The 16,047-nt window shown below is 72.1% G+C and carries 11 protein-coding genes; 7 read left to right on the forward strand and 4 right to left on the reverse strand.

Features of this window, described 5'->3' with window-relative positions; translation table 11 throughout:
• Positions 1-21 precede the first annotated feature (21 nt).
• Positions 22-1,434, forward strand: a complete 1,413-nt coding sequence (locus tag ACFPZ3_RS30155) for an SLC13 family permease (RefSeq protein WP_379517653.1) — start codon at positions 22-24, stop codon at positions 1,432-1,434.
• Here ACFPZ3_RS30155 and ACFPZ3_RS30160 read toward each other — a convergent pair.
• Genes ACFPZ3_RS30160 through ACFPZ3_RS30170 form a run of 3 tightly spaced genes read right to left on the reverse strand, consistent with a single transcriptional unit; the run spans position 1,431 to position 6,824 of the window.
• Positions 1,431-2,597, reverse strand: a complete 1,167-nt coding sequence (locus ACFPZ3_RS30160) for a JmjC domain-containing protein (protein ID WP_379517654.1) — start codon at positions 2,595-2,597, stop codon at positions 1,431-1,433. The genes ACFPZ3_RS30155 and ACFPZ3_RS30160 overlap by 4 nt on opposite strands.
• Before the next feature lie 16 nt (positions 2,598-2,613).
• Complete coding sequence (locus ACFPZ3_RS30165; RefSeq protein WP_379517655.1) at positions 2,614-3,867, reverse strand: lanthionine synthetase C family protein; 1,254 nt, start codon at positions 3,865-3,867, stop codon at positions 2,614-2,616.
• Entirely contained in the window at positions 3,864-6,824 is a 2,961-nt protein-coding gene (locus ACFPZ3_RS30170; RefSeq protein WP_379517763.1) for a lantibiotic dehydratase, read from the reverse strand. The genes ACFPZ3_RS30165 and ACFPZ3_RS30170 overlap by 4 nt, the downstream gene beginning before the upstream one ends.
• A gap of 191 nt (positions 6,825-7,015) precedes the next feature.
• Here ACFPZ3_RS30170 and ACFPZ3_RS30175 point away from each other — a divergent pair, with 191 nt between their 5' ends.
• From ACFPZ3_RS30175 to ACFPZ3_RS30195, 5 genes are all read left to right on the forward strand, one after another.
• The gene (locus ACFPZ3_RS30175; RefSeq protein WP_379517656.1) at positions 7,016-7,234 is read left to right on the forward strand and encodes a hypothetical protein; all 219 of its coding nucleotides are present in this window, start codon (positions 7,016-7,018) and stop codon (positions 7,232-7,234) included.
• Between the two features lie 44 nt (positions 7,235-7,278).
• On the forward strand, positions 7,279-8,364 hold the full coding sequence (locus tag ACFPZ3_RS30180; protein WP_379517764.1) for a lanthionine synthetase LanC family protein: 1,086 nt from the start codon (positions 7,279-7,281) through the stop codon (positions 8,362-8,364).
• A complete protein-coding gene (locus ACFPZ3_RS30185; protein ID WP_379517657.1) occupies positions 8,364-10,304 on the forward strand; it encodes an ABC transporter ATP-binding protein in 1,941 nt (646 codons plus the stop codon). The genes ACFPZ3_RS30180 and ACFPZ3_RS30185 overlap by 1 nt, the downstream gene beginning before the upstream one ends.
• A gap of 72 nt (positions 10,305-10,376) precedes the next feature.
• On the forward strand, positions 10,377-10,688 hold the full coding sequence (locus ACFPZ3_RS30190) for an EthD family reductase (protein ID WP_379517658.1): 312 nt from the start codon (positions 10,377-10,379) through the stop codon (positions 10,686-10,688).
• A gap of 126 nt (positions 10,689-10,814) precedes the next feature.
• Entirely contained in the window at positions 10,815-13,232 is a 2,418-nt protein-coding gene (locus ACFPZ3_RS30195) for an NPCBM/NEW2 domain-containing protein (protein WP_379517659.1), read from the forward strand.
• 5 nt (positions 13,233-13,237) lie between these two features.
• On the opposite strand, the gene ACFPZ3_RS30200 is transcribed toward ACFPZ3_RS30195, so the two are convergent.
• The gene (locus tag ACFPZ3_RS30200; RefSeq protein WP_379517660.1) at positions 13,238-14,218 is read right to left on the reverse strand and encodes a hypothetical protein; all 981 of its coding nucleotides are present in this window, start codon (positions 14,216-14,218) and stop codon (positions 13,238-13,240) included.
• A 382-nt stretch (positions 14,219-14,600) separates the two neighbouring features.
• Between ACFPZ3_RS30200 and ACFPZ3_RS30205 the strand changes: the two genes are divergently transcribed.
• The gene (locus tag ACFPZ3_RS30205) at positions 14,601-15,755 is read left to right on the forward strand and encodes an NBR1-Ig-like domain-containing protein (RefSeq protein WP_379517661.1); all 1,155 of its coding nucleotides are present in this window, start codon (positions 14,601-14,603) and stop codon (positions 15,753-15,755) included.
• Positions 15,756-16,047: the final 292 nt, after the last annotated feature.

Genomic DNA, 16,047 nt, shown 5'->3' on the forward strand with positions numbered 1-16,047 from the left:
CGGGGGAGATCGGAGTACGCAGTGTCCGCAGAACTCCTGTCCATTCTCGCCCTCATCGTCATGTTCGTCATCGCCACCGTCTTCCCCGTGAACCTGGGAGCGCTGGCGCTCGTCGGGGCTTTCCTCGTCGGCACGCTTGCCGCCGGGTTGAGCACTGACGACATCCTGGGGGCCTTCCCCGGCAGCCTGTTCGTGATCCTCGTCGGGGTGACGCTCCTGTTCGCGATCGCCACCAACAACGGGACGGTCGACTGGCTCGTACGCGCCTCCGTGCATCTCGTACGGGGACGCCTGGCCGCCATCCCGCCCGTCGTGTTCGTCATCTCCGCCCTGCTGACGGCCGTGGGGGCGCCGGCACCTGCGGTGGCGGCCATCCTGGCGCCGATCGCGTTCGGTTTCGCGGCCGACTATCGGATCCACCCGATGCTGATCGGGCTCATGGTCGCGCACGGGACGCAGGCGGGCGCGTTCTCACCGATCAGCGTGCTCGGCGGCATCGTGAACGGCGTCACCAGGGACGCGAACCTGCCCAGCAACAACCTGGTGCTGTTCCTGTCCAGTTTCGCCTTCAACGCGGCCGCGGCCGTGGTCGTCTTCTTCATCTTCGGCGGCCGCGACCTGGTACGCCGCGGCGTCATCTCCGGCGCCACCCCGGCCGAGACGCCTGACGCGACGCCTGACGCGACGCCTGACGCGACGGCACCCGGCAACGCGAGCCCGGCCGGCGCAGAGCGTCCGAGCGAGGCCGAGCCCGAGGTCGCGGGCACGGCCGGCGGCGGGGGCGGCGTCGGCACCGCGGTCGCCCGTGACACGGCGACCGGGAGCGGGCTGCGGCTCACCCCGCACCAGGCGCTGACGCTGACCGGCATCGTGGCGCTGTGCGTGGCCGTGCTGGCGTTCAAGCTGGACGTCGGCCTGACCGCCGTCACCGTCGCCGTCGTCCTCTCCCTCACCTCACCCAAGTCCAACAAGGGCGCCGTGGAGCGGGTGGCCTGGCCGACCGTGCTGCTGATCTGCGGCGTCGTCACGTACGTGGGCGTCCTGCAGGAGATCGGCACCGTCGACTACGTCGGCTCGGCGGTGGCCGCGATCGGCATCCCGGTGCTGGTGGCGCTGCTCATCTGCTACGTCGGCGGCGTCGTGTCGGCCTTCGCCTCGACCGTGGGCATCCTCGGCGCGCTGGTACCGCTGGCCGTGCCGCTGCTATCCCAGGGCACCCTGGGGCCGATCGCGATGATCGCGGCGCTGTCGGTGTCGTCGGCGATCGTGGACGTCAGCCCGTTCTCGACGACGGGCGCCCTGCTGGTGGCCAACGTCAGGGGCATGCCGCGCGACGACTTCTACCGCAAGCTCCTCGCCTACGGCGGCGCGATCGTCGTGGTGGGCCCGATCGCGGCGTGGGCCGTCCTGGTGCTGCCCGGCTGGCTCGGTTAGGAGCGGCTCCCGGCCTGCTCGGCGAGGCCGAGGCCGATCAGCGTCGCGGCGATCTCGGCGGCCTCCTCCGGGTCGGCGGACAGGTCCGCGACGCTCATCGGGCCGTACCCGAGCAGCGAGCAGGCCCTGGCCACCGCAGCGGGCACGCGGTAGCGGCGGCCGCCGGCCTCGATCAGGCACGTGTCCGCGCCGGTCGTGATCAGCGGCCACGTGCCCGGCCGCAGCACGATCCGGTCCGAGGGGGCGTCGCCGCCGATGAGGGCGGAGCGCAGGAGGCCCGCCTGGTGGCCCTCGCCGTACGCGGGCCTGCGGTAGATCGTCCGGTGGACGGAGTCGGCGGTGGCGGCGGCGGTCACGTCGGCGGCCAGGCGGTCGGCGTACCGTTTGACCAGCGGCTCGATCCGCTCCGCGAGGCCCGCGCCCATGGGCAGCGGCGCCGCGTACTCGTCGGAGCGCAGCACCCCGGCGACCACGTCCTTGAGGAGGTCGGCCCAGGTGAGGGTGTTGACGCTGATCGTGACGTGGATGGAGGCGGAGGTGGCGGTGCGCACCAGGTGCGGCATGCCCCTGGGCACGTAGAGGACGTCTCCGGTGCGCAGTTCGTACGACGAGGACGCGCCCTTCCCGTCCGGCACCACCTTGCCACCGCCCGGATCGGCCACGATGTCGTCGAACAGGGTCCAGTTCTTGTCGCCGTGCACCTGGATGACGATGATGTCCTGGGCGTCGCAGTGCACGTCGAACGCCTGCGCGTCCGGCGGCGCCACGTAGACGTTGGCGTCCACCGGGTGCCCGAGGTCCATCTCGACGTTCTTGCAGAGCTCGTTCAGGCGCGGCAGCAGCAGGTTGACGGTGCCCAGGACGAGCGTGGCGCCCCCGCGGTAGTGCTGGACGACCTTGGCGGGGTCGATCACGTCGCCGAGGCCCGCGTATCCGTAGGTGGAGGGCGAGGTGTAACGGTCGGGCGGCACCACGTTCCCGCCCTTGACCACGCGGATCCCCGGCGTCCTGAGCACGCTCCCGGTGATGACCCGGTCGATGTCGCCGACGGAGGCGATCTCGCCGGGTTCCGCGACCGCGCCGCCCCTGAACAGCGCCTTCTTCCCGAGCCGCTCCGTGAGGAACTCCTCCGTGTCCCCCACCAGATCCGACAGCCGCACCATACGTTCCCTCCGAGTCTCAGTTCAGCAGCAGGGCGGCGTCCCAGCCCGTCACGGGCGGCTCGCCGCCGGCGTAGTGGTGCAGCGCCAGCGCGATCCCGGCCGCTCCCTCCAGGAGGCCGGCCCGGTCGGGCGCCACCTCGACGCCGCCCGTCCCGGAGTAGCGGAAGCCGAAGGGCGAGCGCGGCCTGAACGCGTCCACGACCCGCTCGGCGAGCCCGTCGGCCGCCTCGGCGAGCACCCGGTCGCCGCTCTCCCGCGCGACGCGGCAGGTGACGTGCAACATCCCGGCCCAGCCGTGGCACAGCCCGGCATCCACCATGCCCCATTCGTCCCACGGCCTCTGCAGCGTCGCGTGCAGCGCCGCGACGCCCGCCTCCCGCCATTCTGGCCGGTCGAGCGCCTGCCCGGCGAGAAAGATCGCACGGGCGACCCCGGCCGCGCCGTAACACCAGGCGGGCCGGATGGGCGGCGCGTGCAGGCGATCACCGTCGAGCTCCTGCCGCAGGGTGACCGTGGGCGGCCAGGAGCCGCCGCGTTCCCACCGGAGCAGCCACTCCACCACCCGCTCGATGGCCCCCTCGTGCCCGGGCAGCCGCACCCCGCGCCGGTAGGCGATGGCGAGCAGGGCGAGCGGGCCGGGGATGCCGTGGGCCATACCCAGGTTGAAGTGGCCCTCCCCGGCGGGCCCGCCCCTGACGGAGGCGTGCGAGACCAGCCAGCCCGGCACCGTCCGCCCGTCCACCGTGATCGGCTCGGTCAGGGCGATGAGGTACGCGATGGCCTCGGTGTCCCCGTACGCCAGCGCCAGCCGCCCCAGCCCGGTGAGCCCCTCGATGACGTCGTACGCGGCGAACTCCACCGCGCCACGCCCCAGCCGCCCCATCTCCGCCTCGGCCCGCTCCCTGATCATGCCGCGCACGACCGGTTCCGCCCGGCTCAGCAGACCGGCGTAGTCGCCCGGCCTGGTGGCCGCCGCCCTGGCCGCGAACAGCAGCGCGGGCAGCCCGTCGATCAGCGCGTGCCTGGCCGCCTGAGCCTTGGCGGCGCAGGCCAGGAACGCGTGCGCGTCGCGGCGGCGGCCCAGTTCGCTGTGCAGGAGCGCCACGCCGAGGTAGCCCTCGTTCAGCGACATCGGGTGCCAGACGCGCGGCTGCCTGCCGTCCAGGAGCCGGTCGGTGTTGGCGGCGGCCACCCGCGTCACCTCCGACGGGTCGGACAACCGCCGCGCCACCTCCTCGGCGATCGTCGAGGCCCGCGCCGCGGTGATCATCGAGCGTGCCTCGCGCGGTCACGCAGCGCCTGGACCGCGCCGCGCGCGATGGCGTACGACGCTCCTTCCGACCAGTCCGAGGCGCCGATCAGCCGGTTGTGGTGCATGTGCAGGAGCGCCCGCAACGGGGGCCTGCGCCCCAGGGAGCGGATCACCTCCCCGTACGCCGCCACGGCCGGCCGCCGGACCCGCCAGATCTCCTCCAGCCGCGGGCCGGGAGCGCTCACGACGTCGAGCGCGGTCCGGCGGATGTCCTGGAATGCCCGGTGGTGCTCGTCCTTCGCGTACGTGGCCAGTAGCCAGTCCTCCCAGCCCTCCCCCAGGAATGACCGTACGAGATCGGTGTGATTCGCCGCCGCCAGCAGCTCGGGCGGCAGATCGAGCCGCAACCCGAGCTGCGCCATCACCGCGTCGCTGTCGGCCGCGAACACCCGCTCGGCCGCCTCCAGCGCCTCCGTCCCGCCGTACCGGTCGATCTCGGGCTCGTAGGTGTCGAGCCGCACGGTACGGGCGAGCCCCGCCCGGCACAGGTCGGCGGCCCAGTCGTGCACCAGCGGCAGCACCTCGCGGCCGAGCAGGCCAGGCGCCCCGTGGAAGCGCAGCCGCAGGTGCGCGCCGGGATCGAAGTACCGGATGAAGAACCAGCGATCCACGCCCTCCGGCAGCGCCGCTCGCAACACGGGAAGCCGCTGCCTGACGAGGTCGGTGTGCCGGTCCACCGAGGCGTACAACTTGGCGAACAACCACTCCCCGCCCGGGTGGTGCCGCACGGCGGGCGTGCCCGCGCGGGCGGCGGTCCGCACGGCGGGTTCCGGGGCGGAGCGGAGGGTGACGGCGACCTCGTTGGCGTGCCCGCCCAGCCAGCCCGTCCCGAAGTCGTCGCCGCCCGGCGGCTCCACGAGCAGGGTGCTGGGCCTGCGGGCCAGTTCGTGGCGCAGGATCCGGCGGTGCAGCGGGGCGTCGAGGTCGAGGCCGACGCGGTTGTCTCCGTTGGTCATGTACACCTCGGGCGGGACCCGCCAGCGCTCCCGCCAGGCGTCGAAGCTCCGCCCCCACTCGGCGTCCGGGGCCTTGATGTCGTTCAGCTCGGCGGCGGGCCGCCAGATGGCGGAGGCCAGAATCGTGCGTCCCCTGCGGACGCGCGGCAGGAACGCCAGCACCTTGCCGGCCGCGCCCCAGTCCCAGCCCTTGCACGCCCGGTGCCGGGCCTCGCCCAGCTCGTAGACGAAGCGCACCAGGCCCAGCGCGACCCGGGGGACGACGAGCATGTTGAGCGTGGCGGGCAGGATCTCCGTGCCGAGCCGCTGCGAGTACAGGAACAGCCGGTTCCCCGCCGCCCCCACCGCGAGGTCGTCGAGGGACAGGACGGTGGGGTCGCCGCGGTCGGCGTAGCGGCCGATCGGCAGCGTGTGGTCGGCGAGGGTGGGCACGCGCGCCACGTTGGAGATCCGCGACCACGCCGTCTGGAAGCTCACCTGCGCCGGGACGGCGCTCCCGCTCTCCCGCCACAACCGCGCCGTCTGCTCCCGCAGATCATCCAGCAGGTACGTGAACCGCCCGCTCATCGCCCCGCCCCTGCGCGAGAGCGGCATGTTGGCCAGCACCAGCCGGAAGTCCCCGTCGTTCAGCGCGTCCACGGAGCCGGCCAGCAGGTGGGCGCCGATCTCCACCACCTCGGGCAGCCGGCCGTCGTCCCTGGTGGCCAGCCGGGCGAGGGTGGCGTCGTCCAGCTCGACCTCCCGCCCGCCGTCGAGCGAGGCGCCCTGGGCCAGCTCGCCGAGCACGCGGTCACGGTAGCGGTCGGCCTCGGGATCGGTCTCGGGCCGCTCCGAGCCCCGGTAGCCGGCGGGCCCGCCCAGGCCGAACTCCGGGTCGAGGAGTTCCTTGACGGGGACGAGCCGCTCGGTGCCGTAGCGGGTGATGAACTCGGCCAGGTAGCCGTGCAGGTGCTCGCCGCCCTGGCCGGGCGGGGTGATGCGGGTGAGCGTGGCGGCGGCCCGCTCGAACTCGGCGGCCACCTCGCGCGGCAGGCGCACGTCCACGTCGAGCTTCAGGTCCACGTGGGGGGCGTGGTGCTCGGGGCGTACATGGCGGGTGGCGCGCAGCAGTTCCTTCCACGCGGCCAGCCCCTCGCCAGGGCGGGGCGCGGCATAGGCGCGCAGCGCGTCGGAGACCTGTTCGATCGGGGGGCGATCCGCGGCGGGAAGCCGTTCCAGGACGTGCCCGATCGGGTCGGGGGCGTCGTCGGGTGGCACGAGGTCCGTCAGCAGCACCGTGTTCTCGACCAGTTGCCGCAGCACGCCCTCCGCCTTCTCCCGCGTGCCCTGGGGGAACGCCTCGGCCAGCCCGGCGGCGAGGTCGTCGAAGAGCACCGGCCGCGCCGCCAGTTCGAGCACCTCGCGGACCACGGGGGTCAGGCGGACCGACAGCTCGCGGACCGCGCTCTCGCCGTCGCGCGGCAGGAAGGGCAGGGCCAGCCGGTCGCCGCGGACGGAGCACAGGTCGTTGAGCACGACGCGGACCCGTCCGAGCACCTCGGGGCGGCCTTCCCAGTCGCGGATCAGCGCCAGCAGCCAGGCGGTGTCGGGACGCACGCCCTTCTGGTGCCGCCCGCCGACCTGGACCTTGGCCGCGTCGTCGAACCTGGCCTCCGCGACGCCCGCCATCAGCCCGAACGGGGTGGGCCTGGTGGCCATGCGCAGCACGTACCGGGTGGCGGAGACGACGGCCCTGCGCAGCTTCTTCTGATCGACCCGCCGGCCCTCGCGCAGCGCGTCGAGCGTGTGCGCCAGCGACGGGCTGGAGACCGCGATCGCCTCCCTGACCAGGGGATCTTCTGTGAGGGTGCGCAGATAGCGCGCGGGGTCGTCCTGGTCGGTACGGGTCCTGTGCCGGTGGTCCGCCGGGAGCGCGCTCATTCGCAACAATGCGAAGTCGGCGGCCACCAGCCCTGACATGTCGCTCAACCCTGCTCCCTCGTGCTTTCCGTTGCCTGGGCCAGGTTGACTGGCGACGTTACCAGGACGTTTGTCGCGAGTAGAAACGCTTCTAGCTATCTCGAAACGCTGTCGTTCCTCTGTCGCGATCGGTAGCGTCCCTTACCGATCAATCCCGGTGACGGGAACTCGGCAATGGAAGGGGAGACGAAGTGAGCCCAGTGGCCCAGATGGACCTTGGCGAGGACGTCTTCGATCTCGACATCGACCTGGTCGTCGAGGCCGGCGCCGTGCCGCCGGTCTACGCCTGCAGCGGGTCCGACAGCACTTGCGGCACACAGGTGTCGTGGAGCGGGACCTGCGGCGGCACCCAGGACTGCGGCACGTGTTCGCCCACCTATGGAGCCAAGGCTCCCGGCATGTGCATCTGATCACCGGCCCTCGGCGGGCCGTCGCCCTGTCGATCGCGCAGGACGTGGCGGCCCGTCTGGCGGCTCGTCTGGCGGCTCGTCTGGCGGCTCGTCTGGCGGCTCGTCTGGCGGCTCGTCTGGCGGCTCGTCTGGCAGGCCAGGAAATCGTCGCCGCCGGCGACCTCGGATTCGTGCCGCTATTTGCGGCGCTCGACCAGGTGCAGCCCGATTCCGAATGGGATTCGGCGGGGCGCCGGATTTTACGGCGAATCCTGACTGGCGGCGTATTTCGGGTGCCCGACAAATCACCGGGACTTTTCACCGGCGGACCTGCGGGACTGGGGGTGGCGGCGGCATTGCTGGGCGGAGGCCGCAGCGGGCTGCTCACCCGGCTCGACTCCCTGGTAGCGCCGACGGCGGAGCACGATCTCGTCAGCGGGACGGCGGGGGCCGGCGTCTACCTGCTGCTCAGACCGCCGTCCCCGGACCGGGAGGCGGCGCTGGCCCGCGCCCTCGCGCGGGGCGCCCGCTCGGACCCGCCGTTCCCCGTGCCGCGCCACCGCATGCCGGCGGGCTGGGCCGTGCGGGACGGGTACGCCGACTGCGGCCTGGCGCATGGGGCCGCCGGGCCGCTCGCCGTGTTGTCCCTGCTCGCCGGGCGTTCGGACGCGGCGGCCGAGATCGCGCGGCCGGCCGTCGCCAGGCTGGCCGACTGGCTGCTCGGCGTCGCTCATCGGGACGAATGGGGCACCGCGTGGCCCGCCGGGGTGGCCGGTGACGAGCGGTATCCGTCCCCGAGGCGGGCGTCCTGGTGCTACGGCGTGCCGGGCATCGCCCGCGCCCTGTGGCTGGCCGGGGAGGCGCTGGACGAGCCCGCCTACCGGCAGGCGGCCCAGGAGGCGATGGACGAACTGCTGGCCTCCCCGCAGGCCTGGGGCCTCGACGGGCTCGGGGTGTGCCACGGCCTGGCCGGGCTGATGCTCCTCACGACGTCCTTCGCCCCCGTGGAAGCGCTGTTCGACGACCTGTGCGCTGCCTATGACAGCCGCCCAGTCGAGGACCCCGGCCTGCTCTCCGGGGCCGCCAGCATCGCCCTGGCGCTCCTGGCCGTCACGCACGGCACACCCTGCGCCCCCTTCCTGGCGCGCTGATGGGCAGGCACCGCGCGGGCGTCCACGCCGGAGAGGGCGGAGAGGCCGACCCGCTGTTCGGCCGGGGCATCCGCCTGTCCTTCGGCCAGCTCAGGCACGAGGGCGCGGGCCTGCGCACGAGCTTCCTGGCCATGATGCGCGAGCTGCCCGGCCTGATCATGGTGACCGTCCGCCTGTCCGGGCAGGCCGCCCCCAGAGCGTTGCCGGCCGTGCTGATCCCGGAGTTCCTCGCGGGGGTGGCGACCGTGGTGACGCTGCTGTCGACGTACCGGGTCCTCGTGCCTCTCATGACGGGCGGCCCCACCAAGGAGCGGCTCATCGCGGCGATCCCGGCGCTGGCCGTGATGGCCGCGGCGGCGGCGACGGGCAGCGGCATGCGGGCGATCAGCAAGGCCGCGGTCAGCCGGCTCGCGCCGAAGATCGAGCGGCTGGCGTACACGAGGCTGCTGGAGGGGGCGGTGGGCGCGGAGCTGGCGGCGCTGGAGGAGCCGGGCTTCCACAACCTGCTGGAGGCCGCCAGGCAGGGCACCCGATCGGCGAAGCTGGTGATCACGCAGGCGGCGCAGCTCCTGTCCGGCCTCACTACCCTGGTGGCGGTCGGGAGCGTGCTCGGCGTGCTGCACCCGCTGCTCCTGCCGCTGCTCCTGGCCACGGTCGTGCCGAAGGGCTGGAGCGCCGTGCGTTCGGCCCGCGCCCGGTTCGCCTCCGTCAAGCGCAACCTGGAGCTCACCCGTCAGCTCGACGTGCTCAGCGGCCTGCTGACCAGCAGCGACGTGGCGCCGGAGATCCGGGCGCACGGCGCGGGGGGCTTCCTGCTGGGGCATTACGGGCGGCTGTCGGCGTACTCGGAGGAGGAGCAGGGGCGGCTGGGGCAGGAGGAGGCCAGGTTGTCGCTGGCCGGTGACGCGGTGTCGGGGGTCGCGGCGGTGCTCACGTACGGCACTCTGGGGTTGCTGCTGGTCGCCGGAGCGATCCCGCTGCCGGCGGCCGGGGCGGCGGTGATCGCGATCCGCACGGCGAAGGCCGGCCTCATCAGCCTCGTGATGTCGATCAACCAGGTGTACGAGCAGGGCCTGTTCGTCCTGGAATGGGAGCGCGCCTGCGCCGAGGCCGCCGAGCAGCGGTTGCGCACCGGCGACACCCCGCTCCCGCCACACCCCGTCGAGATCCGCGCCGACAACCTGACCTTCGTCTACCCCGGCCAGACCCGCCCCGCGCTCGACCGCGTCAACGTGCGGGTCCTGCCGGGCGAGATCGTGGCGCTCGTCGGCGCGAACGGCTCGGGCAAGAGCACGCTGGCCAAACTGCTCACCGGCCTGTACCTGCCGACCGCGGGCGGCGTCTCCTGGGGCGGCGTGCCGATCGAGCACCTGAACCGCCGAGGCGTCTTCGACCGGGTCGCCCTCGTGGCGCAGGACTTCGCCCGCTGGCCGGCCACGGCCCGCGTCAACCTGGCGCTCGGCCGGGCGGACTCCGCCGGCGACCGCGAGCGGCTGTGGCGGGCGGCGATGGCCAGCGGCGCGGACGGCGTGGTCGCCAGGCTGCCGGACGGCTGGGACACGCTGCTGGCGCGCGAGTTCATGGGCGGCACCGAGCTGTCCGGCGGGCAGTGGCAGCGGATCGGGCTCGGGCGGGCGTGGTTCAGGGACGCGTCCGTGCTGGTCTTCGACGAGCCCACCTCGGCGCTGGACCCCCGCTCCGAGGTCGAGATCTTCGACAAGGTCGCCGGGCTGGCCGACCGGGGCCGCACGGTCATCCTCATCACGCACCGGCTCACGTCGGTGGCGCGGGCGGACCGCGTCTACGTGTTCGACTCGGGCCGGATCGTCGAACACGGCAGGCACGAGGAGCTGATGCGGGCGGACGGCTCGTACGCGGCCATGTACCGGCTGCAGGCCGCCCAGTTCGCCGACCGCGAGCCGGGTGTCGGCGCTCACTGACGCCGTCGCCCCTATCCCCCGGGCTTCCGCGGGGGTTTCATCGAAGGCACGACCCCGATCCTGGAGGCAGAAGTGGCTTTCCAGCTCATAGCGCTCTACCACCACCCCGAGAGTGTCGCCGCCTTCGACAAGCACTACGACGAGACGCACACTCCGCTCGCGGCCCGCATGCCGGGGCTGCGCTCGTACACGACGATGCGGCCGGTCTCCGTGGGCGGGGAGCGGCCCGCGTACCACCTCATCGCGGTGCTGACGTTCGACGATCAGCAGGCGTTCAACGCGGCGATGGCCGGAGCGGAGGGCAGGGCGGCGGTCGCCGACCTGGCGAACTTCGCCGCCGGCGGCGTCACGATGCTCACCGGGCCCGGCGGCGCGGCGACTTAACCGGCCCAAGCCGTTTTCCCTTGCTACGCCTTACAAGCACCAGTGAACCAGTTAACCAAAGCTCTTGACTGGGATCACCCGCGTCTATAGCGTCCTCATTCGCCTATCACCCCCCAATGGAGGCGCATGATGCTGACGCGTGCCCTGGTGGCCCTCGTCTCGTCCCTGATCTTCGTCGCGGTGCCCGCACAGGCGACTCCCCCACAGGCTTCGACGCCGCCGATGGGGTTCAACAACTGGAACGCGTTCGGCTGCGACGTCAACGCGGCGCTGATCAAGGAGACGGCCGACCTGTTCGTGTCGAGCGGCCTCAAGAACGCCGGCTACCGGTACGTCAACATCGACGACTGCTGGTCCCTGCGGGAGCGCGGCGCGGACGGCAGGCTGGTCCCCGACCCGGCGAAGTTCCCCGACGGCATCAAAGGGGTCGCCGACTACGTGCACGGCAAGGGACTCAAGCTGGGCATCTACGGGGACGCCGGCACCAAGACCTGCGCCGGTTACCCGGGCAGCCTCGGCCGCGAGGAACTCGACGCTCAGACCTGGGCGGACTGGGGCGTCGACTACCTGAAGTACGACAACTGCAACAACCAGTCCGACGGCTCGCAGGAGGACTACGTCCGGCGCTACACCGCCATGCGCCAGGCCATCGACAGGACCGGGCGGGCGATCGTGTACTCGATCTGCGAGTGGGGCACCTCGCAGCCGTGGACGTGGGCGAAGGGGGTCGGGCAACTCTGGCGTACGACGGGTGACATCAGCGACGACTGGCCCAGCGTGCGCTCGATCATCCGGCAGAACGCGCCGCTGGCCGCGTACGCGGGACCCGGCCACTGGAACGACCCCGACATGCTGGAGGTCGGCAACGGCGGGATGACGGCCACCGAGTACCGCACGCACATGAGCATGTGGGCCATGATGGCCGCTCCGCTGATCATCGGCACCGACCTGCGCGCCGCCTCCGCCGAGACCCTCGCGATCCTGTCCGACAGGGACGTCATCGCCATCGACCAGGACCGGCTCGGCGTGCAGGGCCGCGTCGTCTCGGACCAGAACGGGCTCATGGTGCTGGACAAACCCCTGGCCGACGGGGATCGGGCGATCGCCCTGTACAACTCCACCGACGCGCTGGCCACCGTCAGCGTCGCGACGCGGGCCACCGGGTTGCGGGGGGCGGGCTCGTACCGGCTGACTGATGTCTGGACGGGCGGGGCCACGCAGGTCAGGTCCACGATCTCGGCGGGAGTGCCGGCGCACGGGACGGTCGTCTACCGCGTACGGCCGCTGCGCGACCCCGCCACCGTGCCTCCGGCCGTCGCGGTCGGCGGCGAGCTGGGCACGGTCGTCAGTGGTGGCGGTGGCGAGCTGGCGACGGCCGTCACCAACCGTGGCGTCGGCACGATCCGGGACCTGGCCGTCGCGGCGCGGGTCCCCGAGGGCTGGACGGCCACCCCCACGACCGGTCACCGGCGCGCCCGCCTCGCCACGGACGCCACGCTGGAGACGACCTGGACGATCGCCGTGCCCGCCGGGACACCCGCGGGCAGCTACCCCATCGACGTCTCCGCCGCCTACCGATGGGGACCCCAAGGCCGCTCCGCCACCACGGCCGGCCAGATCGTCGCCGTGGTCGTCACCGCCCCCGAGGACGGGCGACGGCACCTGAGCACGATCGCCCCGGTCACCTCCGTCAACGGCACCGGCCCGGTGGAGACCGACCAGAGCAACGGCGGGCCGCTGGAGAACGACGGCAGCCTCATCACCATCGGCGGCAAGGTCCACACGCGCGGCCTGGGCACCACGACGGGCAGCGAACTGCGCTACTACCTCGGTGGCCGCTGCTCCCGGCTGATCACCGACGTGGGCGTGGACGACGAGGCGGCGGGCGGGCCAGCCACCTTCACCGTGTACGCCGACGACACCGCCACCACCAGCGGCCCCATCACCTCAGGGACGACGCTCACCGCGGACCTGACCGGCGCGGCGTGGCTGCGCCTGGTCGTCGCGTCCACGGCGGCCGGAGTCCACGCCGACTGGGCGACGCCCGTGCTGACCTGCGGCGGCGTACCCGATGACAGCCCTGTGCTGCCGGAGTCGCGGACGTTGTTCTCGTTCGAGTCCGGCACCGAGGACTTCACCATCGCCAACCCGGGCGACGGCGGCGCCGTGGCGCAGTCCCCGCTCTTCCACACCGACGGCGCGAACGGCCTCAAGGTGTCCACCCCGGTCGCCGGCAACTGGTTCGGCAAGGCGCTGGCGGCGCCGCTCGACCTGACGGGCGCGACGGCGCTGAAGTTCGACCTCAAGGCCGGGGACGTCGGCACCGTCGGCGAGATCGCCGTCCAGGTCGGGGACGCCTCGTCCTGGTGCCAGGGCGGCCTGTGGGGGTGGACGAACGCCGGCTCCAGCAGGACCGTCACGGAGCGGTTCGACCAGCTCGGCTGCCCCGCCGGCGTCACCCTGGACCCGAGCAGGATCCGCGGGGTCTGGGTGTTCCTCAACACCGGCGGCGAGGTGCACATCGACGACATCAGGGCCGAGTAGCCGCCTCAGTTGACCGAGGGGGCGGGCACCTGCACCCGCCCCTGGTACGGATCGACCTGGTTGAGCGCGCCGCGCGCGATGGCCTTCACGTCGGAGTCCTTGAACTCCTCCGTCAGCGGGATGCCCAGAGCCGCGAACAACTCCCGCGTCTCGGGCACCGTGGGCTCGGCGCTGAGCCGCGGCGCGCTGTCCATGTTCAGCTGCCGGGTCTGGTGGAGGCTGTTCTCCAGCTCGACGAGCCAGGGGTTGTAGTGCGGGCTGTCCCGCGGAATCGCCAGTCCGGGAAACTCGGGGCCGCGCTGCGTGATCACCAGATGGTGCGCGGTGAGATCACAGCGGAACAGCGAGATGGTCGCGGAGAGCCCGATCCTCATCTCCAGCAACTGGCTGTTGTGCTGCCGGTACCAGCACGCCGCGAGAATCGTGGCATAAACGTCCTTCCGCGTGTCCAGCGCCTTCCACCCTTTCTCCTCGTCCCCGTCGTTCGCCAGGTTGCGGTGGAGCTGCGTATAGGCCTCGCACAACGGCACATTCGTCGGGTCGAGCAATTCGAGCAGGAACCTGAGCCTGCTGCGGGTACGTTTCGCCCGCTCAATGCATTCGGGCAGCGTGACCGCCCGGATATACGTTCCCGTGCCTCCTTTGAACAGCCACAGATCGCTGCCCGCCCGCGCCTCGGCGAGCACCCGGCTGATGGCCGAGCCGTTGAGGGACTTGACGGAGTCGCCGCTGGACAACAATCGCCACATCCCGTCGGCGGTCCGCGTCATTTCGGCGATCTGGTCGGCCACCTTCGCCTGCCGGTTCCTGTCCCTGATCCACACGAACGCGAGCAGCGCCAGCACCGGCAGAATCAGTTTGTCGGACTGTCCGTCGCCGAGCATGTTCAGCAGATCGAGCACACTCACCGCGGCGGCGACGAGCAGCACGATGCCGAGATCCAGGTTGGACAGCGCGTTGCGGAGCCGCGTCTTGACGGTCGTCATAGCTGTCGTTTAACCGTCGGAGCGCTTCCCGTCAAGCAGGGATCCCTCGCTGGCCTGGGGCTCCAATTGTCCAAAGGCTATGGACATTATTCGGACAAAAACCACTTGGCATCCTGTCCGGCGACCCGCGAAGGTTGGTGGCAGAACCCACTTCTCCCTATGAGCGTCACTGTCCGTCAAGGAGTCGCTCGAAACGCTCGGGGCCCCCGGCCAAGCAGATTTGCGGTGGCATCCACTTTGCCCGGGGCCTCCGGGGCGCGTACGACGTGGTTGTGGCCCGTCGGCGGATCGTTCAACGGGGCACCGTTTGGTAACCTCCTTTGGTCTTGATGTGGTGCGGCGCGTGCCGCCGCACTGGGCGGTCGACCGAAGCAGAGGTGGAATGGCGGAGTCGCCCGAAACGCAGGACGACGGAACGGGTGCGCGGCGGGGGCGCAAGCCCATCAGGCCGGATCCGGAGTCCGGTCCCGTCGCGCTGTTCGCCCACCGCCTCTGGGAGCTCAAGGAGCAGGCGGGCGACCCGTCCTTCGCCGACATGGCCTCCCGCCTCGGAGCGGCGGCCTCGAAGTCGTCGCTGGCCGCGGCGGCCCGGGGCAGCGCGCTGCCCAGTTGGGAGACGACGTGGGAGTTCGTCCGGGTGCTGGCCGTCGAACGACTGGGCCGGGATCCGGAGGAGGTCAGGGTTGAGTGGCGGGCGTACTGGGAGCAGGCCGGGAACATCGCTCCTGCGGCCGGGAGCGCGACATACGCGCAGAATGAGGCCGGGAACACCGCGTACGCACAGGATGCCGCCGGGAACGCCGCGTTGGTACAGGGTGCGGCCGGCAACGCCGCACATGCGGAGGACGCGGCCGGGAACGCGGCGCATGCTGGGGATGCGACCGGCCACGCCGCGCACGTGAAGGATGCGGACGGCAACGCCGCGCATGTGAAGGATGCGACCGGCCACGCCGCGCATGCGAAAGACGCGACCGGCCACGCCGCACATGCGGAAAGCCAGGCTGGGAACGCCGCTTACGCGAAGAATGGGGCTTCCATACCCCTCGCTGACGACCGCCCTTCGTCTCGCAGAAGAAGACTGGCCGTGCTGACGGCGCTCACCGGCGTCGTGGGCGTGGGCGCCATCCTGCTCGGCTGGGTCCTCCCCTTCCTCACCGGCGACGCCAAAACCACCCCCACCCCCACTCCGACCGCCGTCTCGCACGACGACTCCGTCTTCGAGCGGGACGTGACCTACCCGGACGGCACCGTCGTGAAGGGCGGCACGTCCTTCGACAAGACCTGGCGCATCCGCAACGCGGGCAACGTGCCATGGCAGGGGCGCTACCTGACCCGCATGAACGACACACCGTGCAAGGCGCCGAAGCGGGTGGGGATCGGCCCAGTCCTGCCGGGCGAGTCGGTGGACATCACGGTACGCGTACGCGCCGCGGAGTCACCCGGCCGCTGCAAGATCTTCTGGAAGATGACCGACGAGGACGGCAGCCCCCTGCTCGCCTCCAAGAAGCCCATCTTCCTCGACATCACCGTAGCCTGACCCGACCCCATCCGGCCGCCACCCCCTCACCTGGCTGGCACCTCTCCCCGCCCGCACCCTTCCTGCACGCGCACCCTCTCCCCCGCGCCTCTCCCACTCGCGCCATTACCGTCATCCGCCGCTGCTCCCGGGCCCGGCCCGTCGCCGCCACAGAGGCTCGAACGCCCGGCCGCGCCCGGCCTCGCCACGTACCGCATTCCGACTCCGGGCGCGGCCGGACACGTCAACCACCGACCGCGTCCGGCGACACGGTGCACCAATTTGTATTGTTTGCGCATTTGATGCATGGTTG

The organism is Nonomuraea insulae (assembly GCF_042656245.1).

Coding starts and splice junctions, on each gene's coding strand:
- ACFPZ3_RS30170 (WP_379517763.1), bottom strand. CDS start 6,824: ATGTCAGGGCTGGTGGCCGCCGACTTCGCATTGTTGCGAATGAGCGCG.
- ACFPZ3_RS30165 (WP_379517655.1), bottom strand. CDS start 3,867: ATGATCACCGCGGCGCGGGCCTCGACGATCGCCGAGGAGGTGGCGCGG.
- ACFPZ3_RS30160 (WP_379517654.1), bottom strand. CDS start 2,597: ATGGTGCGGCTGTCGGATCTGGTGGGGGACACGGAGGAGTTCCTCACG.
- ACFPZ3_RS30200 (WP_379517660.1), bottom strand. CDS start 14,218: ATGACGACCGTCAAGACGCGGCTCCGCAACGCGCTGTCCAACCTGGAT.
- ACFPZ3_RS30195 (WP_379517659.1), top strand. CDS start 10,815: ATGATGCTGACGCGTGCCCTGGTGGCCCTCGTCTCGTCCCTGATCTTC.
- ACFPZ3_RS30205 (WP_379517661.1), top strand. CDS start 14,601: ATGGCGGAGTCGCCCGAAACGCAGGACGACGGAACGGGTGCGCGGCGG.
- ACFPZ3_RS30185 (WP_379517657.1), top strand. CDS start 8,364: ATGGGCAGGCACCGCGCGGGCGTCCACGCCGGAGAGGGCGGAGAGGCC.